The following is a 22,775-nucleotide window of genomic DNA, read 5'->3' as shown; positions in this document are numbered from 1 at the left end:
CCGCGGGGCCCCGCGGAGCCAGCCGTGGCTGGAGCCGGACGTCAACGACCGCCTGGAGGAGCTGGCCGGGGAGGGCGCCGAGGCCGTCGTGGTGGTGCCGCACGGCTTCGTCTCCGACCACATGGAGGTCAAGTACGACCTCGACAACGAGGCGCTCGAGACCGCGGGCAAGCTCGGCATCGCCTTCGAGCGGGCGCTGAGCCCGGGCACCCACCCGCGCTTCGTGCGGATGGTGCGCGAACTCGTCCAGGAGCGCGCCGAGGGCGCCGAGCCCTCCGGCCTGAGCGGCCTGCCGAGCTGCCACACCTGCGCCGAGGACTGCTGCCTGCAGAAGCGCTGAGCGGTTCCGCGGGGGCTCCGGCCGGTCGGTGACGGGGGCGGTGGCGCCAGGGCGCCGGCGCCCCCTCGACCACAGGGTTCGAGCAGGGGGCGGCCGCGGATGCGCGTGTCCTGGGCGCGGTCCTGCCGGCCCGCCTGGGCGCCGTCGGCCGGAACCCCCGTCACGGAGGGCCTGCCCGGCAGCGCCCCGCGCTTCGATCAGCGGGCGTGCGGGGCCGGCCTGCCACGCGGCCGTGACCGGTGCCGGGCACCGGGCCCTCGGCCCTCCCCTGGGGCCTTCCCTCTCTCCCGCCTGACCCGCCATCCCCGGTCTCGCGGCGGATTTCGCATACCGGATAGGGTCGTGGCGACCGGCCTCGGCGATGAGGGAGGAAGCGAATGGTCCGCTCCTGGTACGAGTTGTCCGACTACGTCACGCTGAAGCGGGTGGGCGGCCTCCGCCTCTCGCCGGACGGGCGCAGGCTGGTCGCACCGGTGAGCGGGATCAAGCCCGACGGAACCTCCTTCGGCACATCCCTGTGGGAGATCGACCCCGAGGGCCGCGCCGAGCCGCGCCGGATCACCCGCTCCGCCGAAGGCGAGTCCGCCCCCGCCTTCCTGCCCGACGGCTCCCTGCTGTTCGCCTCCAAGCGCCCCGACGCCGAGTCCGAGGACGGCGGAGGCGCCCCCGCCCTGTGGCTGCTGCCCGCCGACGGCGGCGAGGCCCGGCGGGTGGCCTCCCGCCCCGGCGGCATCGGCTCGGTGGCCGTGGCCCGGGACGCGGGGACCGTCGTCTTCACCTCCGACACCCTGCCCGGCACCAGCGGCGCCGAGGAGGACGAGCAGGCCCGCAAGGCCCGCAAGGACGCCGGGGTCACCGCGATCCTGCACGAGTCCTTCCCGGTCCGCTACTGGGACCACGACCTGGGCCCCGGCGAGCCGCGCCTGTTCAGCGCCGCGCCGCCCGAGGGCCCCGCCGGCGACCTGGGCGAGCCCGCCGACCTGACCCCCGCGCCGGGCAAGGCCCTCCTGGAGGCCGACGTCACCGTCTCCCCGGACGGCGCCACCGCGGTCGCCACCTGGACCACCACCGGCCCCGCCGCCCGGATGCGCACCCGCCTGCAGGCCCTGGACACCGCCACCGGGCGCGCCCGCGTCCTGGCCGAGGACCCCGAACGCGACTTCGGCGCCCCCGCCTTCTCCCCGGACGGGCGCAGCGTGGCCGCCCTGCTCTCCTACGACGGCGAGCCCGGCGGCGAGCCCCGCGACACCACCCTGTGGGTGCTCGACGCCGAGACCGGGCAGGGCCGGGACGTGCTGGCCGGCTCGGAGCTGTGGCCGCGCGAGCACGCGTGGTCCCCCGACTCCTCGGCGCTGTACTTCGTCGCCGACGAGAACGGCCGCCGCCCCGTCTTCCGCCTCGACCTGGACACCTCCCGCCTGACCCGGGTGACCGGCGACGACGGCGCCTACAGCGCCCTGCAGCCCGACCCCGGCGGCGCCGCCCTGTACGCCCTGCGGGACTCCTGGGACGAGCCGCCCACACCGGTGCGCCTGGACCCCGCGGCCGGTAACGGCGCCCCGGTCCGCCTGCCCGCGCCCGACCTGCCGCTGACGGTCCCCGGCCGCCTCACCGAGGTCGAGGCCGAGGCCGACGACGGCACCCGGATCCGCTCCTGGCTGGTGCTGCCCGAGGAGGCCTCCGCCGGCTCCCCGGCCCCGCTCGTGCTGTGGATCCACGGCGGCCCCTACATGAGCTTCAACGGCTGGTCCTGGCGGTGGAACCCGTGGCTGCTCGCCGCGCGCGGCTACGCCGTCCTGCTGCCCGACCCCGCCCTGTCCACCGGCTACGGCCAGGACATGCTGCGCCGGGCCTGGGGCACCTGGGGGCCGCGCACCTTCGCCGACCTGATGGCGGCCGTCGACGCCGCCGTGGCCCGCGACGACGTGGACGGCTCCCGCACCGCCGCCATGGGCGGCTCCTTCGGCGGCTACATGGCCAACTGGATCGCCGGGCACACCGACCGCTTCAAGGCGGTCGTCACCCACGCCTCCCTGTGGGACCTGGGGGCCTTCAGCGGCACCACCGACATGCCGCCCGCCTGGACCGCCGAGTTCGGCGACCCCGACACCTCGCCCGAGCGCTACCGGGCGGCCTCGCCGCACCGCTCCGCCGACTCGGTGCGCACGCCCGTGCTCGTCATCCACGGCGACAAGGACTACCGGGTGCCCATCGGCGAGGGCCTGCGCCTGTGGTGGGACCTGATGCGGCGGGAGGTGGACGCCAAGTTCCTCTACTTCCCGACCGAGAACCACTGGATCCTCACGCCCGGCAACATCACGGTCTGGTACGAGACGGTGTTCGCCTTCCTCGACCACCACGTGCTGGGCAAGGAGTGGAAGCGCCCCGAGCACCTGTAGGGCCGGGGCGGGAGACGACGACACTGGGGGGACGTGCACACCATGGCAGCCGAGGAGGGCGCCGCGCCCGCTCCGGACCCGCACGCGCTGGCCGCGCTGGCCGAGCGCACCGCCGCCGAGGCGGGCCGGCTCGCGGCCGAGGGGCAGGAGGGCATCGGGGTGCTCGACACCAAGAGCACCCCGACCGACGTGGTCACCGAGATGGACCGGCGGGCCGAGGAGCTGATCCGCAAGCGCCTGCTGTCGGCCCGGCCGGGCGACGCCGTCCTCGGCGAGGAGGGCGGTGAGGAGGCCGGCACCGGCCGCGGCGTGCGCTGGATCGTCGACCCCATCGACGGCACCGTCAACTACCTGTACGGGCGCGAGGAGTGGGCGGTGAGCATCGCCGCCGAGTCCGGCGGCCGGATCGTGGCCGGGGCCGTGGTCGCGCCGCGCCTGGGCGACACCTACACCGCGGTGGCGGGCGGCGGGGCGTTCTGCAACGGGGCCCCGCTGCGCGTCGGCGACCCGCCCGGACTCGCCCTCGCGCTGGTGGCGACGGGGTTCGGCTACGACCCGGGGCGCCGCGCCCGGCAGGCCGAGGTGCTGCGCTCGGTGCTGCCCCGGGTGCGCGACATCCGCCGCGGCGGGTCGGCCGCGATCGACATCTGCTCACTGGCGCGCGGCCGCGCCGACGCCTACTACGAGCGCGGCCTCAACCCGTGGGACTGGGCGGCGGCCGCCCTGGTGGCCCGGGAGGCGGGCCTGCGCGTGGAGGGGCTGCGCGGGGCGGAGCCCAGCGGTGAGCTGACCATCGCCGCGCCGCCCGGGCTGTTCGAGAGCCTGCACGACCTGCTGGAGCCGCTGGGCGCCGACACCGACGGCCCGGCCTGAGGCGTTCCGGCGCCGTGCACGCCCGGTGTCGGCGGCGGCTCGGCCGTCGCCCCGGAGGGGCGGCGAGCGGCTCGGGCGGGCGTTCTCCGTCGCGGTGTCCCGCAGGCGCTGCGATGTGCCGTCCGCGACGGTGCGCGACGGCTCGCTCGACCGGCTGCCGCCCCCCCCCGGACGGCTCGGCGCAACCATGGACGCCCCGGGGCCGTCGGTCGACGCCGGTGCCGCCGGTGCCGCCGGTGCCGCCGGGGCCCCGGACGCGCGGCGGCCGACCGCGGGGATCGCGGCCGGCCGTGCGGTCCATCGGGGGATCGGTTCAGGCGCAGTCGGCGCTGACACCGTTCCGGGCGGCGATGCGCTTGAGGTCTTCGAGCTCGGAGGAGTGCATCTCGGCCAGGAAGTCGTCGCCGGCGGCGCGGGCCGCCTGGAGCGACGTGTAGGTCTCCGCGATGCGGCCGTTGATCTCCGCGAGGAACTCGCCCATTTTCACCTCACTCTGAAAGCACGTCCGGTCGTTGCCCCGGGTCACTGCGCTGTGACACGGCGGATGCGCCCCGGTCCGCGGTACGGCCCCGAAGCGCTGCGGCGGAACGGCGTCCNCCCGCCCCTCCGGTCCGGTGAAACCCCCCGAAGGGGGCGTGATCCATCCGTGATGGAAGGTGCCGGCGGCCGTCCGCCCGGAGGCCCCGCCTCCGGGACGATCATCGCAGGGGTGTGTGAGGCCGGGCACCCGGGTACCCCTTTCCCATCACCCCCGTGGCGGCCGTCCGGGGGCGGCCCGGCCGGTGGACGCCGCGTCGGGCCCGGTCGGCAGGGGGATCCGGGCCACCGAGTGTCCTACAGCACATCGGGTGGAGAGCGCCAGGGCTTACTTGTTTCTTATTCTGTATGTGTCAGATTCGAGATGTGCGGGGTGAACAGCCCTTGCCGGCGGTTGGGGGATGCGCCGGCAAGGGCTCCCGCACAGGGGGAAATCGGTGGTCCGGTCCCGTTGGGGGACGGGGCCGGGCCCCGTACTCCGTTCCCCGGCGGCAGCCGCAGGTTGCCGCGCGGCCGAGCCGCCCCTACCTTGGCGGCGGGCGGGGCTTACCCCGCCCTTATCCGGGCCGTGCGATAACTGCAGAGCGCGGCCGGGGACCACAGACGCCGCTGCCGGTGTGTTGGGGGATGCGCCGGCAGCGGCCCTTTTTTCGGGTAGTGCGAGGAGAAGGACGGCTGTGCGCGTACTTGTCGTCGAGGACGAGCAGGTCCTGGCGGACACCATCGCCGTAGGGCTGCGCCGCGAGTCCATGGCCGTCGACGTCGCCTACGACGGCGACAGCGCCCTGGAGCACGCGGGGGTCAACGACTACGACGTGGTCATCCTCGACCGCGACCTGCCCGGCGTGCACGGCGACGACGTGGCCCGCGCCCTGGTCGGCCAGAGCTACAACGGCCGCATCCTCATGCTCACCGCCTCCGGGCAGCTGGAGGACAAGGTCGAGGGGCTCAGCCTGGGCGCCGACGACTACATGGCCAAGCCCTTCGCCTTCGCCGAGCTGGTGGCCCGCGTTCGGGCGCTGGGCCGCCGCGCCGCCCCGCCGCTGCCCCCGGTCCTCAAGCGCAACGGCATCGTCCTGGACCCGGCCAACCACACCGTCGAGCGCGACGGGCGGGACATCTCCCTGACCCCCAAGGAGTTCGCCGTGCTGGAGGTGCTCATGCGCGCCAACGGCACCGTGGTCAGCGCCGAGGGGCTGCTGGAGAAGGCCTGGGACGAGAACGCCGACCCCTTCACCAACGTCGTGCGGGTCACCGTGATGACCCTGCGCAAGAAACTCGGCGAACCGCCCATCGTGCACACCGTCCCCGGCGCCGGGTACCGGCTGTGAGCAGCGGCGACGCCGGGAACGAGGGGCCGCGCACCGACCCGGTGGCCGCGGTCCCCCAGGGCGAGGTGCCGGCCACCCCGCCGGGGGAGACGGGGACCTGGCGCCGCCTGAACCCCGACCCCGCCCCGCCGCAGACACCGCCCGGCGGCAACGCCGTGGGCGGCCAGGTCGCCGACGGGCTGCACCGCTTCACCGACAACATGAGCCTGCGGGCGCGGCTCACCCTCATCTACGGGATGCTGTTCTTCGCCGCCGGCTCGCTGCTGGTGCTGCTGAACTACATCATCGTCGCCGGCGTCCTGGGCGGGCTGAACTTCCAGCCCGCCGGCAGTGTCAGCGCCGAGACGGCCGAGGCGATGAAGAACAGCTTCATCGAGGTCGTCCTGGCCTCCCTCACCCGCTGGTCGGTTCTGGCGCTGGTGGTGGTGGGCCTGCTCGCGGTCGGCCTGGGCTACGCGGTGGCCGGGCGGGCGCTGTCGCCCCTGCAGAAGATCACCCGCACCGCGCGCCGGCTCTCCGAGCGCTCCCTGCACGAGCGCATCGCCCTGGGCGGCCCCGACGACGAGATCCGCGAGCTCGCCGACACCTTCGACGGCATGCTGGAGCGGCTGGACCGCGCCTTCGACGGCCAGCGCCGCTTCGTGGCCAACGCCTCCCACGAACTGCGCACCCCGCTGGCGATCAACCGCACCCTGCTGGAGGTCGCGCTGAGCGACCCCGAGGCCTCGGCCGACCTCAAGTCCGTGGGGCGCACCCTGCTGGAGACCAACTCCCGCCACGAGCGCCTCATCGACGGCCTGCTCTTCCTCGCCAAGAGCGACCGGGAGCTGGAGGTGCGCACCCTGGTCGACATGGGCGAGGTCGCCGAGTCCGTGCTCAGCCAGCTCTCCGGCGAGCTGGAGCCCTCCGGGCTGGCCGTGCGCACCGACCTGCGCTCGGCCCGGGTCGTGGGCGACCCGGTGCTGCTGGAGCGCCTGGTGGGCAACCTGGTGGAGAACGCGCTGCGGTACAACGTCGAGGACGGCGAGATCACCGTGCGCAGCGGCATGTACGAGGGGTCCCCCGCGGTCCAGGTGGAGAACTCCGGCCCGGTGGTGCCCGCCTACGAGATCGAGGGGCTGTTCGAGCCCTTCCGCCGCTCCACCGGCAACCGGGTGGCCTCGGGCAAGAGCGCGGGCCTGGGACTGTCCATCGTCCGCTCGGTGGTGCGCGCCCACGGGGGCACCGTGAGCGTGTGGCCCCGCGCCGGGGGCGGCCTGGTCGTCACCGTCTCCTTCCCCGCCGCCGGCCGCGAGACCGCGGGCGTGTAACCGGCTGCGACCGGTCCCGGCGGCGTGATATCTATACGTGTCCGACGACACGACCACCCCGGGTCCGAGCGGCCTCCGGCGGTGGGTAAGCTCTCCCGGGCGTGAACACGCGGGGAACGCCTCCCCGCGTGGGAGTTGCCGCCGCTACCTCGTGCGATGCGCGGTCCACCCGCTGGCGTGCGCGCGGGAGGAAGCCGCGGGAATGGGTCGGAAACGTTCGGGCGTTGGGTAGCACAGTCAGGAGGCCGTGCCGGGCGCGGTGCGCGCGGCCGGGTTCGGCCAACCTCTGTCGCCATCCGGTGTGAGGACACCCGGGAGGGGTCACAGTCCTCTTACGCCGCCGGAATTTTCCGGCAGAACCGGGCACAAGATTCGGGTCTCAAGCGTTACACCCGCGCGACGAGGCAGAGAACTGAGGGGGATGGAGCAACCAGAATGGCCACCGACTACGACAGCCCGCGCAAGACCGAAGAGGACATGAGCGAGGACAGCCTGCAGGAGCTGCAGGCCCGGCGGGTCGACAAGGGCACCAGCACCATCGACGTCGACCCCGACGAGGTCGCCGAGGGCATGGAGCTGCCCGGCGCCGACCTGTCCGGCGAGGAGCTCGCGGTCCGCGTCCTCCCGCGCCAGGCCGACGAGTTCACCTGCTCGCGCTGCTTCCTCGTCCACCACCGCAGCCAGCTCGCCGAGGAGCGCAAGGGACAGCTCGTCTGCAAGGAGTGCGCCTGAAGCGGGCGCCCTTCCTCCTTGGCGCCTCGCCGGCCGGCGTGCAACGACAGCGCCGATGCGTCCCCGCCTAGGGGGCGCATCGCCTTGTTCCGGGGGGAATTCCGCCCGGTCGCGGATCGTTGGCGTCCACGACAGGGGCACGAGCGCCGCCCGAGGGCGCTCGGCGGTCCCCCGACGCTCTGGAGGAGGCCCATGCCCGGCGACCCGACCCCGGACTCTGAGCCCGACGGCCGCCCCGGCGCCGACCTGGTGCCCGCAGGGCGCGAGGACGTGGGGGAGCTCGTCGGCGCCATCGTCGCCGACGACGGCGCCGACCCGCGGCGGCGGGCCGGCCTCATCGCACGCCTGGCCCGCGCCCTGTCCCAGGGGGCGCGTGCGGCCGGGGTGCGCGGCGCGGCCGGCGGCCGCTGGCTGACCGACGTCTTCGCCGACGAGATCGCCCCGCGCATCCCCGTGCGCGACCTGGACACCCTGGCCCGCCACCACAAGGGGCTGACCGGCGACGAGCTCGCCGACATCCTGGTGCGCAACGCGGCCAACACCACCACCGCGGTCGGCGCGGCCGGAGGGGCGCTGGCCGCCGCCCAGTTCACCGCCCCTCCGCTGCTGCTGACCGCCCCCGCCCAGCTGGTGGCCGAGACGGTCGTCGTGGCGGCGGTCGAGGTCAAGCTGATCGGCGAGCTGCACGAGGTGTACGGGGCGGGCGCCACCGGGGGCGCGGTACGCCGCCACGCCGGGTACGTGCAGTCCTGGGCCTACCGGCGCGGCATCGACCCGATGTCGGCATCGGAGTCCCTCACGGCGGCGCTGGGCGCGGCGGCCAAGGTGGCGCTGCGCAAGCGCCTGATGCGGGTCCTGGGGCGCCACCTGACCACGCTCGGCCCCTACCTGACCGGAGCCGTCGCGGGCGGGGCCCTCAACCGCACGGCCACCGTCGCCCTGGCCAGGGCGGTCCGGGCGGACCTGGCGAAGACGGCCGTGGCCCGGGGGCGCCGGACCGGCGCCCTGGGAGGGGACACGGCGGCCCTGGAGTAGGGCGGAAAGGGCGGGTAGCCCGGGGCCGGAGGGTGACAGCGGGGCCCGTGCGGGCCCCGCCGCGGGGACCTCAGGCCTGGTCGAGGGCCTTGCGGGGCTGCATGCGCTTGTGGGCGGTGCGCACCGCCAGGACGCGGGCCACCTCCATGCCCACCCCGGTCAGCACGGCCCAGCCCAGGGCCTCCCCCAGTCCGACGTCGAGGGACTCGGGGTCGGTCGGCGGCTCCTTGCCGGTGGCCTGGGTCCAGGCGAAGGTCAGCGCCTTGCGGGCGGCGAAGCCGGCCGCGAGCGCTGCGACGCCGCCGACGATCTGCGCCGCGATGTCACCGTCTTTCTTAGCCATGTGGGTACCGGTCGCTCTCCATCGGTCGTTTCGGTGCGGCCAGGGCGTGCTCCTCGGGCCGCACCCTGACGCCGCCGTCGGGCCCATCCTTCCACGCGCCGCCGCGGCGGCGCCGCCCGGCGGGCGCGCGTTGTCCCACAGCGCCTCCGCAGGCCCGGAAACAAGGAGCGAGCAGGGGCTCAGAGCCAATACCATTGCCCCATGACCAACCGCTCTCGTTCCTTCCGCGTGCCCGACAAGCCCTCGCTCGACGGTATCGAGGCGAAGTGGGTAGACGTCTGGGACGAGTCCGGCGTCTACCGATTCGACCGCACCAAGAGCCGCGACGAGATCTTCTCGATCGACACCCCCCCGCCCACGGTCTCGGGGTCGCTGCACATCGGCCACGCCTTCTCCTACACCCACACCGACCTGGTCGCCCGCTTCCAGCGGATGCGCGGCAAGTCGGTCTTCTACCCGATGGGCTGGGACGACAACGGCCTGCCCACCGAGCGCCGGGTGCAGAACTACTACGGCGTGCGCTGCGACCCGTCGATCCCGTACGACCCGGACTTCACCCCGCCGGCCAAGCCCGACCCCAAGCGCCAGGTGCCCGTCTCGCGCCGCAACTTCATCGAGCTGTGCGAGCGGCTCACCGCCGAGGACGAGAAGGTCTTCGAGGGCGTGTGGCGCCGTCTGGGCCTGAGCGTGGACTGGAGCCACACCTACGCCACCATCGACGACGGGTCGCGGGCCGCCGCCCAGCGGGCGTTCCTGCGCAACCTCGCCCGCGGCGAGGCCTACATGGCCGAGGCGCCCACGCTGTGGGACGTCACCTTCCGCACCGCCGTCGCCCAGGCCGAGCTGGAGGACCGGGAGCGCACCGGGGCCTACCACAAGGTGGCCTTCCACCGCCCCGACGGCGGAACGGTGCACATCGAGACCACCCGCCCCGAGCTGATCCCGGCCTGTGTCGCCCTGGTCGCCCACCCCGACGACGAGCGCTACCGCGACCTGGTCGGCGGCACCGTCACCTCGCCGGTCTTCGGCGTGGAGGTGCCGGTCAAGGCGCACTGGCTGGCCGAGCCCGACAAGGGCACCGGCATCGCCATGATCTGCACCTTCGGCGACACCACCGACGTGACCTGGTGGCGCGAGCTCCAGCTGGAGACCCGCCCGATCGTGGGCTGGGACGGCCGCATCATCGCCGACCCGCCCGCCGGCCTGGACTCCGAGGACGCCCGCAAGTCCTACGCCGCCCTGGCCGGGGCCACCGTGCACACGGCCCGCGAGCGCATGGTCGAGATGCTGCGCGAGTCCGGCGACCTGGTCGGCGAGCCCACCCCGACCACGCGCCCGGTCAAGTTCTACGAGAAGGGCGACAAGCCGCTGGAGGTGGTCACCACCCGCCNGCGGGAGCGGCTGCTGGAGCGCGGCCGCGAGCTGCAGTGGCGCCCCGACCACATGCGCTCGCGCTACGAGCACTGGGTGGAGGGCCTCAACGGCGACTGGCTGATCAGCCGCCAGCGGTTCTTCGGCGTGCCCTTCCCGGTCTGGTACCGGCTGGACGCCGCGGGCAACCCGCGCTACGACGAGCCGATCACGCCGGACGAGGCGGCCCTGCCGGTCGACCCCAGCTCCGAGGCGCCGGCCGGGTACACCGAGGACCAGCGCGGCGAGCCCGGCGGCTTCATCGGCGACCCCGACATCATGGACACCTGGGCCACCTCCTCGCTGTCGCCGCAGATCGCCGGCGGCTGGGAGCGCGACGAGGACCTGTTCTCCCGGGTCTTCCCGATGGACCTGCGCCCCCAGGGCCAGGACATCATCCGCACCTGGCTGTTCTCCACGGTCGTGCGGGCCGACGCCGAGCACGGACGCCTGCCCTGGCGTACCGCGGCGATCTCCGGGTGGATCCTGGACCCCGACCGCAAGAAGATGTCCAAGTCCAAGGGCAACGTCGTCACCCCGATCGACCTGCTCGAGCGGTACAGCTCCGACGCCATCCGGTACTGGGCGGCCAGCGGCCGCCTGGGTACCGACACCGCCCTGGACGAGGGGCAGATGAAGGTCGGCCGCCGGCTGAGCATCAAGATCCTCAACGCGACCAAGTTCGCGCTGTCGGTCGCCGGGGAGGACGCCGCGGACCGGCCCGAGGCGGTCACCGAGCCGCTGGACCGGTCCATGCTGGCGGCCCTGGCCGACGTGGTGGAGGACGCCACCGCCGCCTTCGAGGCCTACGACCACACCCGCGCCCTGGAGCGGGCCGAGCGGTTCTTCTGGGAGTTCTGCGACGACTACCTGGAGCTGGTCAAGGCCCGCGCCTACGAGGAGGGCACCGACCAGAGCGCCTCGGCCCGCGCCGCCCTGCTCCAGGCGCTCTCGGTGATCCAGCGCCTGTTCGCCCCGTTCCTGCCGTTCACCGCCGACGAGGTGTGGTCCTGGTGGCGCGAGGGCTCGGTGCACGCCGCCCGCTGGCCGGAGGCCGACCGGGTGCGCGCCGCCGCCGGCGACGGCGACCCGGCCGTGCTGGAGGCCGCCTCGGCGGTGCTGCGCGCGGTGCGCAAGTCCAAGTCCGAGGCCAAGCTCTCGATGCGGGCCGAGGTCGAGCGGGTGGCCGTGCGCGGCGCCCACGTGGACCGCGCCCGGGTCGCCGAGGGCGACATCCGCGCCGCCGGCCGGGCCGCCGCCCTGGACTTCGAGGCCACCGGGGAGCAGGAGCTCTCCGTGGAGGTGACCCTGCCCCCGGCCGCGGAGTAGGCTCGGCGGATGTGAGCAACGACGATCCCAGTACCGGGGACGGCGGACGGGAGCCCCTGCGGGTGGCCGTCCGCCGCCTCGACCCCGATCTGCCCCTTCCCTCCTACGCCCACCCCGCGGACGCCGGTGCCGACCTGGTCAGCGCCGAGGACGTGCGGCTCGACCCCGGAGAGCGGGCCACCGTGCCCACCGGAATCGCGCTGGCGCTGCCGGAGGGGTACGCCGCGTTCGTTCACCCGCGGTCGGGGCTGGCCGCGCGGTGCGGCGTCACCCTGGTCAACGCCCCCGGCACGGTGGACGCCGGGTACCGGGGGGAGGTCAAGGTGGTGCTGATCAACACCGACGCCCGCGAGCCGGTCAAGCTGAACCGCGGCGACCGGATCGCCCAGCTGGTGATCCAGCGGGTCGAGCGCGCGGTGTTCAGCGAGGCCGACGAGCTTGACGAGTCCCCGCGCGGGCGGGGCGGGTTCGGGTCCACCGGCGGATTCACGGCCGGGCACAGATGACGGGAGAGGTGTGAGGCGTGTTCGGACGCCGCAAGAAGAGCGAGAAGACGAGCGCCGGTGCCGACACGGAGATCCCGGTCGGCGGCGCGGCTCCCGCCGAAGAGCCGGACAAGGAGGCCGACCGCCACCGCGCGCTCGGCCCCTGGGACGCCTCGGAACAGGTGCCCGAGTACCCCAGGGTCGACCTGGGGTGCCTGCGGGTCCCGGTGGGCGAGCGCACCCAGATCCGGTTCGACATGACCAAGGAGAACCGGATCATCGGGGTGAGCCTGATCGACGGCCCCTCCATGGTGCAGGTCCAGGCGTTCGCCGCCCCCAAGACCAGCGGCCTGTGGGGTGAGATGCGCGAGGAGCTCCTCGAGCAGATCACCGGGCAGGGCGGCAAGTGCGAGGAGTTCGACGGGACGTTCGGCCCCGAGCTGCGCGCGGTCGTGCCGGTGCAGGGCAAGAAGAGCGAGGACGGCCGGCAGCTGGGCCAGCCCATGCGCTTCATCGGCGTGGACGGGCCCCGCTGGGTGCTGCGCGGGGTGATCCGCGGCGAGGGCGCGGTCAAACCCGAGGTCATGGCCGCGGTCGAAGAGGTCTTCCAGAAGATCGTGGTGGTGCGCGGGGAGGACCCGGTGCCGCCGCGGGAGATGCTCAAGATCACCGTGCCCAAGGAGATCCAGGAGCAGATCAAGGCCCAGCAGGACAAGCGCGCGGCGCAGGAGCGCGCGGCGCGGGCGACGGAGGGGGAGGCCCCGCAGGCCCCCGCCCCGGAGGACGGCGGCGCGGCCGTCTCCGACGAGTCGGCCCGCAAGGCCTAGGGTGTGCCGGGGCCCGGTGCGGCCCCTGGACGTGGAGAGGCGCCCCGAGGGGCGCCTTTTCCATGTCGGCCGCCGGTCGTGCCGGCCGCCGCCTCAGCCCTCGGCGGGGCCCGGGTCCTCGGGGCTGGTGATGCCGCCCATGAACAGGGCCGCGCAGCGGCGGCGCAGGACGAAGGAGAAGGGCCGGTCGGCGGTGAACTCCTCGGGCCGGGGCGGCGGCGCCAACGAGGCCACGCGCATCACGACCGCCGTCGCGGCGGCGCCCTCGGCGCCCTTCTCGTCCACGCGCAGGCGCGCCTGGTGCACCACCTCGTCGATGAGCAGGCGGCGGTCGACGATGCCCGACAGGTCGCTGTCCGGGGTGAAGACGGTCGGCGCGCCCGCCGCCGACAGCGGCGAGGACAGCAGGGCCCGCCCGGTGATCTCGAAGCGCGGCAGCGCCAGGCGGACCCTGGCCTCCCTGGCCTTGCCGTAGAGGCGTTCCAGGACGCGGGGCGGGGGCAGCGGCGCCTGGCCGGCGTCGTCGGCGTCCTCGGGGGGCAGCAGCAGGTCCAGGAACAGCTCCTCGCCGCCGGCCAGGGTGGCCATGGCCCAGCCGTCCGACCGGGCGAAGGCCAAGTCGGCGCTGCGGCGCATCATGGCGGTGTCGTAGGTGCCCCGGGGCGCGTGGAAGGGGGCGGGCGCGGTCTGCTCGGGGGCGAACGGCTCGGCCCAGACCACTCGGGTCCACAGGGCGTTGAGCAGCATGGCCTGGGTCGAGCCCTGCACGTCGCCCGGCTGGAGCAGTTCGGGGATCAGGCCGCGGGTGAGGTCGGCGACCTCGGTGTTGGCGGCCTTGCGCACGCCTTCGGGGTCCCCGGCGAAATCGGCGGTGCGCACCGAGGAGGAGCGGCGCCCGGCCAGGCGCGCGGCGAAGGCGGGGTCGACCCTCAGGTCCTCGCGCACCCACAGCGAGGTGGCCGACTCCAGCTCCGGCGCGCCGGCGGCGCCGGGCTCCAGCGCCTCGGCCAGGGCGTCCAGGTGCGCCGAGAGCCCCTTGCCCAGCAGCGCCTCCAGCTCCGCGCGGGTGCGGCCGCGCGCCCCGGTGGCCACCATGCCCAGGGCCTCGCCGACGGAGAAGGGCGACCAGACGCGCGAGGCGCCGCGCAGACGGGAGTCGAGGGCGAGTGCGAAGGAGAGGTGGTCGGGGTGGAGCGGGGCGCGGCGGGCCATGCGCTGCCTCCAGGAGGGCGGCCGGGACGTGGTCTGCGGCCCACAGTAGGCGGCGGGCGGCGCGGTGTCACCGGGCCCGCGGGCGCGTGAGGAGGCCGACGGAACGGAGGATCCCGGGGAATCGGGGCCGGGAACCCGGGCGTTCGCGCCGCGCGTTGCCCTAGGGTGGGGTGGCGACGAGCAGCAGTTTCGCGGGACGGGCGGGAGCCGTATGACCGAGCAGCAGCGGGCGGTTGACGACGCCGGACAGGCGCAGGCCGAGGAGTCCGCCCCCGCCGGGGACGGGGGCGCCCCGACGGGGGCGGCGGGCGGTGCGGCCCGCGAGGAGGTCTCCGAGCGCACGGTCGAGGCGGTCGTCAGGGCCCAGCTGTCCAAGGCGCTCGGCGGCAAGCGCGGGATGGTGGAGGCGGCGGTGCCCACCCTCACCTTCACCGTCGCCTACCTCGCCACCCAGGAGCTCCGGCTCGCCCTGGGGCTGGGCATCGGCACGGCCCTGGTGCTGGCCGCGGTGCGGCTGGCGCAGCGCTCGTCGCTGCAGTTCGTCTTCAACAGCGTCTTCGGCATCGGCATCGCCGCGGTGTTCGCCCTGCGCAGCGGGGACGCCGAGGACTTCGCGCTGCCGGGCATCATCTACAACGCGGTCTACGCCGCCGTGCTGATGCTGAGCATCATCGCCCGCTGGCCGGCGGTGGGCCTGCTGATCGGGGCGGTCACCGGCGACCCGACGGGGTGGCGCCGCAACAGCGCGGTGGTGCGCCTGAGCTCCCGGCTGACCTGGCTGCTGGTCCTGCCGTGCGTGGTGCGGGTGGCGGTGCAGCTGCCCCTGTGGGCGGCGGAGAAGTACGACGTCGCGAACACCTTCGCGTTCCTGGGCGTCGCGAAGATCGCCATGGGGTGGCCGCTCCAGGTGGCGGCGCTGGCGGCCATGGTCTGGATCCTGGCCCGCGGCCGCACCCCGATGGGGGACGGCACCGGCATCGCCCCCGCCGACGACGCGGACCGCACGCGCGACTGAAGGGCGGCCCGCGGCCCCGGCCCGCTCAGGGCCGGTGCCGGGACGCGGGCGGGCCGGGCTCGGACCGGGCGATCGTCGGGGTGCGCGGAGGCGTAACCGCCGGATGCGCGCTTGAGCGATGGTGAGCGCACCGGCACCAGGACCGGGAGCCCGGCGCACCGGCGTCCGTCGCACTCCGACCGGCACGACCGGCACGACCGGCAGGGCCCGGTCCGCCTTTCCCGCCGCGGCCCCCGGGCGTTCCTTCGTGCGTCGCTGGTGCGTCAGCGGACCCCTGTCGGTACCCAACGACGACGCTCCCCGGAGGGGACTCCGGGGAGCGATCGGTCGAGAGCGTCGACGGGAGCGGGACTACGCCCGCTTGCCCTTCTTCACCAGCAGGGCCATGCACTCCACATGGTGGGTCATGGGGAAGGCGTCGAAGGCCCGCAGGTTCTGCAGCTCGAAGCCGTTCTCCTCGAAGGTGGCCAGGTCGCGGGCGAGGGTGGCCGGGTCGCAGGACACGTACGCCACGCGCTTGAGGCGCATGGCGGCCAGGGCCTTGACCACGTCGCGGCCGGCGCCGGCGCGGGGCGGGTCCAGGACCGCGATGTCGGCGCGCAGGTCGGACCACTCGCGCAGGTGTCCCTCGACGTCGCCGCCCTCGATGCGCACGTGCGGGAGGTCCTGCAGGTTGTGCTCGGCGTCGCGGACCGCCTCGCGGCCGCCCTCCACGCCGAGCACGCGGCCCTCCTCGCCGACCGCCTCGCCCAGCGCCCCGGCGAACAGCCCGGCGCCGCAGTACAGGTCCAGCGCGGTCTGGCCCGGCTCCGGCTCCAGCGCCCCCAGTACGGCCTCGACCAGGGTGTCGGCGGCTGCCGGGTGCACCTGCCAGAAGCCGCCCGCCGAGACCCGCCACTCGCGGCCTGCCGCCGTCTCGCGCATGCCCTTCTTGCCGCGCACCGCCTGGGTGCGGCCGCCCTTGAGGCGGCGCAGCACCGCCGCGGACGCCTCGGGGCGGGGCAGCTCGGGCAGGCGGGACGAGCGCGGGGCCGCGATCAGCGCGCGGTTGCCCCCGGTGGAGGCCACCGCCTCCAGCTCCGCCACCCCGGCCCAGCGCAGCCGGGTCACGCCCAGCGCCTCGACCTCGGGGTGGGCGATGCGGCAGGAGTCGATCGGCTCGATCTCGTGGGAGCGGTGGCGGCGCAGCCCGGCGCGGCCCTCCTCGTCCACGGCGTAGCGCACGCGGGTGCGCCAGCCCAGGCCGTCGGGGGTGCCGGGCAGCTCCTCGACGTCCACCTCGCGCTCGATGCCGGCGATGCGGCGCAGCTGGTCGGCCACGACCTGCCCCTTGATGCGGCGCTGGGCCTCCAGCGAGGCGTGCTGCCAGTCGCAGCCCCCGCACAGCCCCGGGCCGGCGTAGGGGCAGGGCGCCTCCACCCGGTCGGGCGAGGCCTCCAGCACCTCCACCGCCTCGGCACGTAGGAAGCGCTTGGTCTCCTCGGTGACGCGGGCGGTGACGAGCTCGCCGGGCAGTGCGTGCCGCACGAAGACCACCAGCTCGTCGTGGCGCCCCACGCACCACCCGCCGTGGGCGACGCCGTGCAGGCGCACCTGGATGCGGGATCCGACGCGGCTGCGCGTTGGGGAAGCGGGCACGGTAAGGGCACCTCCGGGGAGCGGGGATCGTTCGGGCATCGCGCGGGTGACCGGTTCGAAGCCACCGCCCATCTGCGGCAACTCTAGCCGACCGCGCGCGGGGCGCGCGCCGCGCCGAGCGGCGGGCCGCACGGGTGTAGCGTCGCCTGCGTCCCGTCCGGACCGACCGCCAGGAGAGGGCACCGGCATGCACATCGTGATTCTGGGATGCGGGCGCGTGGGGTCCACCCTCGCCCACACGCTGGAGGACATGGGCCACACGGTCGCCGTGATCGACCGCGACCCCGAGGCCTTCCGGCGGCTGCGCCCCGGCACCGCCGGCGCCGCCGTGCCGGGCCTGGGCCACGACCGCGACGTGCTGGTCAAGGCCGGCATCGAGGAGGCCTCGGCGTTCGCCGCGGTGAGCAGCGGTGACAACTCCAACATCATCGCCGCGCGGGTGGCCCTGGAGACCTTCGGCGTGCGGCACGTGGTGGCCCGCATCTACGACCCCCGGCGGGCCCAGGTCTACCAGCGGCTGGGCATCCCCACGGTGGGCACGGTGCACTGGACGGCCGAGACGATCCTGCGGCGGCTGGTGCCCGGCTCCGACGGCCTGGACCTGGGGCCGCTGTGGCGCGACCCCTCGGGCACCCTGGCCATGACCGAGGCCCCGCTTCCGCAGTCCTGGTACGGCAGGCGGGTGGAGCACCTGGAGTCGGCGCTGCCGCTGCGCGTGGCCTACCTGGTGCGCGGCGGCGAGCTGGTGCTGCCGCGCGGGGACGAGGCGCTGCGGGCCGGGGACGTGCTGCACGTGCTGGCGCGGGTGGGCGATCTGGAGACGGTGCAGGAGCGCCTGTCGGAAGAGGAGGCCTGAGGATGCGGATCGCGATCGCGGGCGCGGGAGCCGTGGGGCGCTCCATCGCCGCCGAGATGTGCGCGGGGGGCCACGAGGTGCTGCTGATCGACCGCAGCGCCCGGGCCATCGACGTGGACGACCTGCCGGGCGCCGAGTGGCTGCTGGCCGACGCCTGCGAGCTGGCCTCGCTGGACAGCGCGCGGCTGGAGGAGTTCGACGCGGCCGTCGCGGCCAGCGGCGACGACAAGGTCAACCTGGTGTTCTCGCTGCTGGCCAAGACCGAGTTCGCGGTGCCGCGGGTGATCGCCCGGGTCAACGACCCGCGGGACGAGTGGCTGTTCACCCCGGCGTGGGGCGTGGACGAGGCGGTGTCCACGCCGCGGCTGATGGTGTCGCTGATCGAGGCGCCCGCCTCCGGCGCGGGGGACGGCGCGGACCCGGACGGCGGCGGTCCGGACGGGTCCGAGGCGATCGGCCCGGCCTCGGGCGAGACGGATCTGCTGGAGTTCACCCTGGGCGCGGGGTCGCCGTTCGCCGGCGGGCAGGCGGGCGCGCTCACGGCGCGGCTGCCCGAGGGCATCGTGCTGGTGGCGGTCGTGCGGGCGGGGGCGGTGGTCGCGCCGTCGGCGGCGACCGACCTGCGTGCGGGGGACGAGCTGGTGTTCCTGAGCAGTGCGCCGTCCGTCGCCGAACTGGAGGAGCTGCTGGCCCCGGAGGGCGACCGCTCGGCGTGAGGAGGAGTCCCCGCCCGCGCCGAGGCGCGGGCGGGGCGAGCGGAAGGGCGCGGGACGTCGGCGCCCCGGTCCGGCGCGGTCCCCGGGGCAGGGGCCCGCGCCCGCGCATCCTCGGGAGGCCTCGGGGCCGGACGCCTCCGGCTCAGACCACGGACCCGGACCGGGGCGGCGCCCCGACCGCGGGGCAGGGGCCCCGGTCAGGTGCAGGGCGGGGTTTCGATGAGCTCGACGCCCATCTCGTCCTCCGGCGAGAACCACTCCTGTTCCTGCTCGTCCACGGTGAACCGTCCCGTGTCCAGCAGGTCCACGGCCTCGGCCATGTGCTGCTGGGTGATCTCCAGGTCCAGCAGGGGGGCGACCGCCTCCACACCGGACGAGGGGTCCACCAGCCTCTCCCAGTGCTCGTCGAGGGCCGCGGCGACCTCCTCGTCCGGCCGGTCCAGCATGGCCAGCGCGGTCGCCACGTCCGCCCCCGAGGGGCGCCTGAGGTCCAGCGGGAGGTACTGCCGCAGCACGGACGGCCCGTCGTCGGCGTCGACCCCCTGCACGACCAGCCACAGCAACAGCGGGTAGCGCGCCTGGCCGTGCAGGGTGCACGGTGTCTGCGCCAGGGTCTGCGGCGCGTCCACCGCCGCGACCGCGATCTTCTCGGCCAGGAGCAGGGCGGACCAGTCGGAGGCGGGGTCCCACGCGGGGTCGGGGACGGCCGTCCCGTTCCGGAGCAGCTGCGCCCGGTCCGTGGCAGGGGCCCTTCCGGCGTACGTGCCCTGCTCGACGGTGGGCAGGCGTCCGTGCGCCCGTTCGGGAACCGCCGCGGCCACCGGCTCCGCGGTGCGCTGCCAGTAGGGGAACCACGACTCGTAGGTCTCGTACCCGCAGTACTCCAGGATCAGCCGCTCGCAGACGCGCTCGGGGACCGGCCCCATGTCGGCCGTCCACCGGCCCTCCATCAGGGACTGCTGGGTGCGCCGCTCGATCCCTTCGAGCCCGGCGTAGGCGCCCAGCGTCCCCGCGGCGAAGACCGCGGTCGCAGCGGTGGCGGCCAGGCGCGGGCGCCCGCGGCGCCGCTCGGCGCGCACCAGCGCCAGTGCGCAGCAGCCCGCGAACAGCAGCGCCAGGAAGGCCAGGTGTCCCGGGACCTTCCCCCACAGGCCCGGGGCGTAGGAGCCGGCGGGCAGGAGGAGTTCCGCGGCCAGCCCGAAGGCGCCCTCGACCATGCCCCGGCCCGGGATCCGGGGGGTTTCGAACGCCAGCGTCCAGGTCAGCCGGTAGGTCGGGAAGACGGCCAGGAGCAGCAGCGGGAGCGTCCAGGAGGGGGTCCACATCCCCAGCGCCACGCCCCCGGCGGCCGCGGCGGCGCCGATGCCCGGGGCGATGGCCAGCGCCGCGGGGCTCAGCACCCCCGCGATCTCCATGTCCGACCACGGGCGCAGCGCGACGAGGCCGCTCGGGACCGTGGCGAGCGCGCCCACCGCGGCCGCCGATGCCAGCAGCGCCGCCAGGCGCAGGCGGGGCGGCAGGGGGAGCGAGGCGGCGCCGCCGTAGCGGCGCTCCCGGGATCCGGGGAAGAACGCCGTGATGAACGCCCCGAACGCGGGGTAGGGGGCGCTGTCGATGGCCGAGTCCACGATCCCGCCCCAGTCCAGCAGGGCGTGGTCGGACCGGGTGGACCACAGGTTCCAGAGCCCGACGGCCACGGCGGCCAGGAGCACCGGGTTGCGCAGCATCCGCAGGGACTCCAGGCGCACGAGCGCGGCGAAGGCCCGCACCCTCATCGGTGCTCCATGGTGAAGAGCAGGTAGCCGTCCTCCAGGGTCGGCTCCACCGGGTGCGCCTCGCCGGCGCCCGCGGGCGGTGCGGCCGCCTCAGGGGTGAGCACCCGGTAGCGCCCGTCCGGTTCGCGCCAGGCGGTCGCCGCCCCCGCGGGCCGCCGCGGCGCCGACCAGACGCGTCCGCGGGCGTGCGCGGTCAGCTCCTCGGGCGTGCCGTCGAAGGCCGGCCGCCCGGCGTCCAGCACCAGCACCCGGGCGCACAGCGCGCTCACGTCCTCGATCTGGTGGGTGGACAGCAGCGCGCCGCGGTCGCGGGTGAACTCCGAGACCAGGTCGCGGAAGCGGATGCGCTGCTCGGGGTCGAGCCCGATGGTGGGCTCGTCGAGCAGGAGCAGCCGGGGCTCGCCCAGCAGCGCGCAGGCCAGGGCCAGGCGCTGGCGCATGCCGCCGGACAGCCGGCGCACCCGGCTGTGCCGCCGGCCGTACAGCCCGACCGCGTCCAGCACCCGCCGCACCTCCTCGTGCCGGGCCCGGCGCCCGCCGAGCTCCTTGAGCACGGCGATGTAGTCGACCAGGGAGAAGGCGGTGAAGTGCGGGTAGNGGGGGCGGTTAGCCGATGCCGCGCCGGATGGCGGTGCGCCCGGCGGCGGTGGCCGGCGAGGCGCCCAGCACGCGCAGCTCGCCGTCGCCGGGGTCCAGGTCGGTGGCCAGGCAGCGCAGCAGGGTGGTCTTGCCCGCCCCGTTGCGGCCCAGCAGCCCGGTCACCCCCGGGCCGATGTCCAGGTCGACCCCGCGCAGGGCCGGGCGCAGGCCGTAGCGCTTGGACAGGCCGCGCGCGGTGGCCAGCGGCTCGCCGTCGGCGTCCGGTCCGCCCGGACCGGGGCGCGGCAGGGGGCGGTGGGATCCGTTCACGGCGGTCACGGGCGCCTCGCACGAACGACGGGGTAGGCGGCCAGCAGGGCGGCCAGGGCGAGTGCCCAGCAGATCTGGGCGGTGGGGCCGAAGAGGTGGACGGTGTTCCAGGTCTGCACCGCCTGCGCTCCGGCGAGCAGGGCCAGCCAGGCCCCGGCCAGCAGGGAGCTGGACAGGCCCAGTGGTATCCACCGGGCCAGCGCCAGCGAGGCCGCCACCAGGGTGAGCGAGGGCAGCAGCCAGGCGGCGGGCGCCCAGGCCGGGCCGAAGGAGGGCAGCAGCAGGGCGGCGCCCGCGCACAGCGTGACCGCCGGCCCCAGGACCGCGACGGCGCGCAGGAACAGCAGCCGCTGGCCGCCCATCGGGGTGGTGGAGGTGAAGGCGTGCGCCGGGTCGACGCCGCGGCCGTAGGCCAGGGCGACCCCGGCCAGGGGCAGTACCGGTGCCAGGTACAGGAAGAGCAGGGCGCCCCCGCGCATCGTGTGCGCCGCGAACAGGGCGCAGGCCAGGACGGCGACGGTCGCCGCGAGCCAGGCCCGGTAGAGGCGCGGGGTGGCGGCCAGCAGGCGGGCCTTGTCCTCGCCCACGCCCGCGGCGCTCAGCAGCCGCTCCAGCGGGCCGCGGCGCGGCCGGTCCACGATGTCGCGCAGCTCGGCCCAGCCCGCCCGCAGCCAGTCCTCGTCCACGGGCAGGGCGGCGCGGCACCGCGGGCAGTGCATCAGGTGGGCCTCCGCCGACATGGCGGCGACCTCGTCCGCGCGCCCCTGTGCGTATTCGTGCACTTGGTCCGGTGACAGGTGCCAGGTCATACCAGCTGCTCCCGGAGTCGGGCCTTGGCCCGCATGACGCGGGTCTTGACGGTGCCCTCGGGCACGCCGAGCAGTTGCGCGGCCTCGCGGACGGTCAGCCCGTCCAGCACGGTGGCCTGTATGGCCGTGCGCAGCTCGGGGGAGAGGGAGTCCAGGGCCTGGCCGAGCGGGCCGTGCTCCACGCGGGTGAGGACCAGGTCCTCGGCCGAGGCGTCGCCGATGGTCTCGTAGGGGGCGGGGTCGGCGTCGGCGATCCACTGGTTGGCGCGCCGGCGCAGCTGGGAGATGAGCTGTCGGATGGCGATGGTCCAGATCCAGGCGCCGGCGTCGCCGTCGGCGCTGCGGGGCGTGAAGCTCTCGGCGTTCCTCCACACGGCCAGGAAGGTCTCCTGCAGGGCGGCGTCCACCAGGTCCGAGTCGGAGCAGCGGTAGCGCAGCCGGGCCCGCAGCCAGGGGGCGTGCCGGCGGTGGAGCACCTCCAGCGCCCCGGACGCCCCGCCGGCGACGGCCGCGATGAGGGCGGCGTCGGTCCCGTCGGGGTCGTAGTCGGGCGGGCGTCGGGTGCGTCTGAACAGCTTCACGGGGTTCCTATCGCGGCCGGAGGGCGGTGCGGTTCGGCCGGCGCGCATGACGATACCGGGGCATTTCGGGCGCAGGGGTGGTCAGGGGCCCCTTGGTGTCGATCGGTTGTTGCAACGAGGCGGCCGTTGAGGGCCTCGGCGGGGGTGCGGTAGCCCGGGGTCTTGCTGGGCCGGTTGTTGAGCAGGTCCTGCACCCGCGCCAGCTCCTGGGCCCTCACCTCGTTGAAGTCGGTGACGCCTTTGGGGAAGTAGTCGCGCACCAGCCGGTCGGTGTTCTCGTTGGTGCCGTGCTGCCAGGGCGCCGATCTGCTCG

The 22,775-nt window shown here is 75.2% G+C and carries 21 protein-coding genes and 1 pseudogene; 13 read left to right on the top strand and 9 right to left on the bottom strand.

Going from position 1 to position 22,775, the window contains the following annotated elements; genetic code table 11:
* The 3 genes from D450_RS0120800 to D450_RS0120790 all read left to right on the top strand — a co-directional run.
* Positions 1–340: ferrochelatase (locus D450_RS0120800; RefSeq protein WP_017540582.1), on the top strand; the 340-nt coding region annotated here is incomplete at its 5' end.
* Between the two features lie 377 nt (positions 341–717).
* Positions 718–2,739: a S9 family peptidase gene (locus D450_RS0120795; protein WP_017540581.1), complete on the top strand. Its 2,022-nt coding sequence runs from the start codon at positions 718–720 to the stop codon at positions 2,737–2,739.
* Positions 2,740–2,781: 42 nt separating this feature from the next.
* The gene (locus D450_RS0120790) at positions 2,782–3,612 is read left to right on the top strand and encodes an inositol monophosphatase family protein (RefSeq protein ID WP_026128675.1); all 831 of its coding nucleotides are present in this window, start codon (positions 2,782–2,784) and stop codon (positions 3,610–3,612) included.
* Between the two features lie 313 nt (positions 3,613–3,925).
* Here D450_RS0120790 and D450_RS34045 read toward each other — a convergent pair whose 3' ends face one another.
* On the bottom strand, positions 3,926–4,093 hold the full coding sequence (locus D450_RS34045) for a hypothetical protein (RefSeq protein WP_017540579.1): 168 nt from the start codon (positions 4,091–4,093) through the stop codon (positions 3,926–3,928).
* A 733-nt stretch (positions 4,094–4,826) separates the two neighbouring features.
* Here D450_RS34045 and D450_RS0120780 point away from each other — a divergent pair.
* The 4 genes from D450_RS0120780 to D450_RS0120765 all read left to right on the top strand — a co-directional run bounded on the left by D450_RS0120780 (position 4,827) and on the right by D450_RS0120765 (position 8,557).
* Complete coding sequence (locus D450_RS0120780; protein ID WP_017540578.1) at positions 4,827–5,480, top strand: response regulator transcription factor; 654 nt, start codon at positions 4,827–4,829, stop codon at positions 5,478–5,480.
* Entirely contained in the window at positions 5,477–6,790 is a 1,314-nt protein-coding gene (locus D450_RS0120775) for a HAMP domain-containing histidine kinase (protein ID WP_017540577.1), read from the top strand. The genes D450_RS0120780 and D450_RS0120775 overlap by 4 nt, the downstream gene beginning before the upstream one ends.
* A 435-nt stretch (positions 6,791–7,225) precedes the next feature.
* Positions 7,226–7,522, top strand: a complete 297-nt coding sequence (locus D450_RS0120770) for a DUF4193 domain-containing protein (RefSeq protein WP_017540576.1) — start codon at positions 7,226–7,228, stop codon at positions 7,520–7,522.
* A gap of 192 nt (positions 7,523–7,714) precedes the next feature.
* A complete protein-coding gene (locus tag D450_RS0120765) occupies positions 7,715–8,557 on the top strand; it encodes a hypothetical protein (RefSeq protein WP_017540575.1) in 843 nt (280 codons plus the stop codon).
* A 70-nt stretch (positions 8,558–8,627) separates the two neighbouring features.
* On the opposite strand, the gene D450_RS0120760 is transcribed toward D450_RS0120765, so the two are convergent.
* Complete coding sequence (locus tag D450_RS0120760; protein ID WP_017540574.1) at positions 8,628–8,900, bottom strand: DUF4235 domain-containing protein; 273 nt, start codon at positions 8,898–8,900, stop codon at positions 8,628–8,630.
* Positions 8,901–9,101: 201 nt separating this feature from the next.
* Between D450_RS0120760 and valS the strand changes: the two genes are divergently transcribed.
* Genes valS through D450_RS0120745 form a run of 3 tightly spaced genes read left to right on the top strand, consistent with a single transcriptional unit; the run spans position 9,102 to position 12,951 of the window.
* Positions 9,102–11,639, top strand: a complete 2,538-nt coding sequence (gene valS / locus D450_RS0120755; RefSeq protein WP_017540573.1) for a valine--tRNA ligase — start codon at positions 9,102–9,104, stop codon at positions 11,637–11,639.
* Positions 11,640–11,650: 11 nt separating this feature from the next.
* The gene (gene dut / locus D450_RS0120750; RefSeq protein WP_017540572.1) at positions 11,651–12,145 is read left to right on the top strand and encodes a dUTP diphosphatase; all 495 of its coding nucleotides are present in this window, start codon (positions 11,651–11,653) and stop codon (positions 12,143–12,145) included.
* Positions 12,146–12,162: 17 nt separating this feature from the next.
* Positions 12,163–12,951: a DUF3710 domain-containing protein gene (locus D450_RS0120745; protein WP_017540571.1), complete on the top strand. Its 789-nt coding sequence runs from the start codon at positions 12,163–12,165 to the stop codon at positions 12,949–12,951.
* A 93-nt stretch (positions 12,952–13,044) separates the two neighbouring features.
* Here D450_RS0120745 and D450_RS0120740 read toward each other — a convergent pair whose 3' ends face one another.
* Positions 13,045–14,163 carry a serpin family protein gene (locus tag D450_RS0120740; protein ID WP_017540570.1) on the bottom strand — a complete coding sequence of 373 codons (1,119 nt, stop codon included), beginning with the start codon at positions 14,161–14,163 and terminating at the stop codon, positions 13,045–13,047.
* Between the two features lie 211 nt (positions 14,164–14,374).
* Between D450_RS0120740 and D450_RS0120735 the strand changes: the two genes are divergently transcribed.
* Positions 14,375–15,178 (top strand): DUF3159 domain-containing protein, encoded by an 804-nt coding sequence (locus tag D450_RS0120735; protein ID WP_017540569.1) that lies wholly within the window; start codon positions 14,375–14,377, stop codon positions 15,176–15,178.
* A gap of 351 nt (positions 15,179–15,529) precedes the next feature.
* Here the strand turns inward: D450_RS0120735 and D450_RS0120730 are convergent, their stop codons facing one another.
* Positions 15,530–16,855: a class I SAM-dependent RNA methyltransferase gene (locus tag D450_RS0120730; RefSeq protein WP_241483229.1), complete on the bottom strand. Its 1,326-nt coding sequence runs from the start codon at positions 16,853–16,855 to the stop codon at positions 15,530–15,532.
* A 148-nt stretch (positions 16,856–17,003) separates the two neighbouring features.
* Between D450_RS0120730 and D450_RS0120725 the strand changes: the two genes are divergently transcribed.
* Entirely contained in the window at positions 17,004–17,672 is a 669-nt protein-coding gene (locus D450_RS0120725) for a potassium channel family protein (protein WP_017540567.1), read from the top strand.
* A gap of 2 nt (positions 17,673–17,674) precedes the next feature.
* A complete protein-coding gene (locus D450_RS0120720; protein WP_017540566.1) occupies positions 17,675–18,388 on the top strand; it encodes a potassium channel family protein in 714 nt (237 codons plus the stop codon).
* A gap of 197 nt (positions 18,389–18,585) precedes the next feature.
* Here D450_RS0120720 and D450_RS0120715 read toward each other — a convergent pair whose 3' ends face one another.
* From D450_RS0120715 to D450_RS35655, 5 genes and pseudogenes are all read right to left on the bottom strand, one after another.
* On the bottom strand, positions 18,586–20,163 hold the full coding sequence (locus D450_RS0120715; protein ID WP_017540565.1) for a hypothetical protein: 1,578 nt from the start codon (positions 20,161–20,163) through the stop codon (positions 18,586–18,588).
* A pseudogene (locus D450_RS30775) lies at positions 20,160–21,051 on the bottom strand (ATP-binding cassette domain-containing protein). The gene D450_RS0120715 and the pseudogene D450_RS30775 overlap by 4 nt, the downstream one beginning before the upstream one ends.
* 26 nt (positions 21,052–21,077) lie before the next feature.
* On the bottom strand, positions 21,078–21,881 hold the full coding sequence (locus tag D450_RS0120705; RefSeq protein ID WP_017540564.1) for a hypothetical protein: 804 nt from the start codon (positions 21,879–21,881) through the stop codon (positions 21,078–21,080).
* Positions 21,878–22,462, bottom strand: a complete 585-nt coding sequence (locus D450_RS0120700; protein ID WP_017540563.1) for an RNA polymerase sigma factor — start codon at positions 22,460–22,462, stop codon at positions 21,878–21,880. The genes D450_RS0120705 and D450_RS0120700 overlap by 4 nt, the downstream gene beginning before the upstream one ends.
* The coding region (locus D450_RS35655; RefSeq protein WP_161631155.1) for an IS30 family transposase at positions 22,459–22,775 on the bottom strand (317 nt) is incomplete at its 5' end. The genes D450_RS0120700 and D450_RS35655, both read right to left, overlap by 4 nt.

This window comes from Nocardiopsis halophila DSM 44494 (genome assembly GCF_000341245.1).
GTDB lineage: Bacteria > Actinomycetota > Actinomycetes > Streptosporangiales > Streptosporangiaceae > Nocardiopsis_A > Nocardiopsis_A halophila.
This window is presented reverse-complemented; position numbering and strand designations above follow the sequence as displayed.

Bases quoted from the DNA above. Each gene is read 5' to 3' on its own strand.
- D450_RS0120795 (WP_017540581.1), top strand. From the start codon at position 718: ATGGTCCGCTCCTGGTACGAGTTGTCCGACTACGTCACGCTGAAGCGG.
- D450_RS0120790 (WP_026128675.1), top strand. From the start codon at position 2,782: ATGGCAGCCGAGGAGGGCGCCGCGCCCGCTCCGGACCCGCACGCGCTG.
- D450_RS34045 (WP_017540579.1), bottom strand. From the start codon at position 4,093: ATGGGCGAGTTCCTCGCGGAGATCAACGGCCGCATCGCGGAGACCTAC.
- D450_RS0120770 (WP_017540576.1), top strand. From the start codon at position 7,226: ATGGCCACCGACTACGACAGCCCGCGCAAGACCGAAGAGGACATGAGC.
- D450_RS0120765 (WP_017540575.1), top strand. From the start codon at position 7,715: ATGCCCGGCGACCCGACCCCGGACTCTGAGCCCGACGGCCGCCCCGGC.
- D450_RS0120760 (WP_017540574.1), bottom strand. From the start codon at position 8,900: ATGGCTAAGAAAGACGGTGACATCGCGGCGCAGATCGTCGGCGGCGTC.
- D450_RS0120740 (WP_017540570.1), bottom strand. From the start codon at position 14,163: ATGGCCCGCCGCGCCCCGCTCCACCCCGACCACCTCTCCTTCGCACTC.
- D450_RS0120735 (WP_017540569.1), top strand. From the start codon at position 14,375: ATGACCGAGCAGCAGCGGGCGGTTGACGACGCCGGACAGGCGCAGGCC.
- D450_RS0120730 (WP_241483229.1), bottom strand. From the start codon at position 16,855: ATGCCCGAACGATCCCCGCTCCCCGGAGGTGCCCTTACCGTGCCCGCT.
- D450_RS0120725 (WP_017540567.1), top strand. From the start codon at position 17,004: ATGCACATCGTGATTCTGGGATGCGGGCGCGTGGGGTCCACCCTCGCC.
- D450_RS0120720 (WP_017540566.1), top strand. From the start codon at position 17,675: ATGCGGATCGCGATCGCGGGCGCGGGAGCCGTGGGGCGCTCCATCGCC.
- D450_RS0120715 (WP_017540565.1), bottom strand. From the start codon at position 20,163: ATGAGGGTGCGGGCCTTCGCCGCGCTCGTGCGCCTGGAGTCCCTGCGG.
- D450_RS0120705 (WP_017540564.1), bottom strand. From the start codon at position 21,881: ATGACCTGGCACCTGTCACCGGACCAAGTGCACGAATACGCACAGGGG.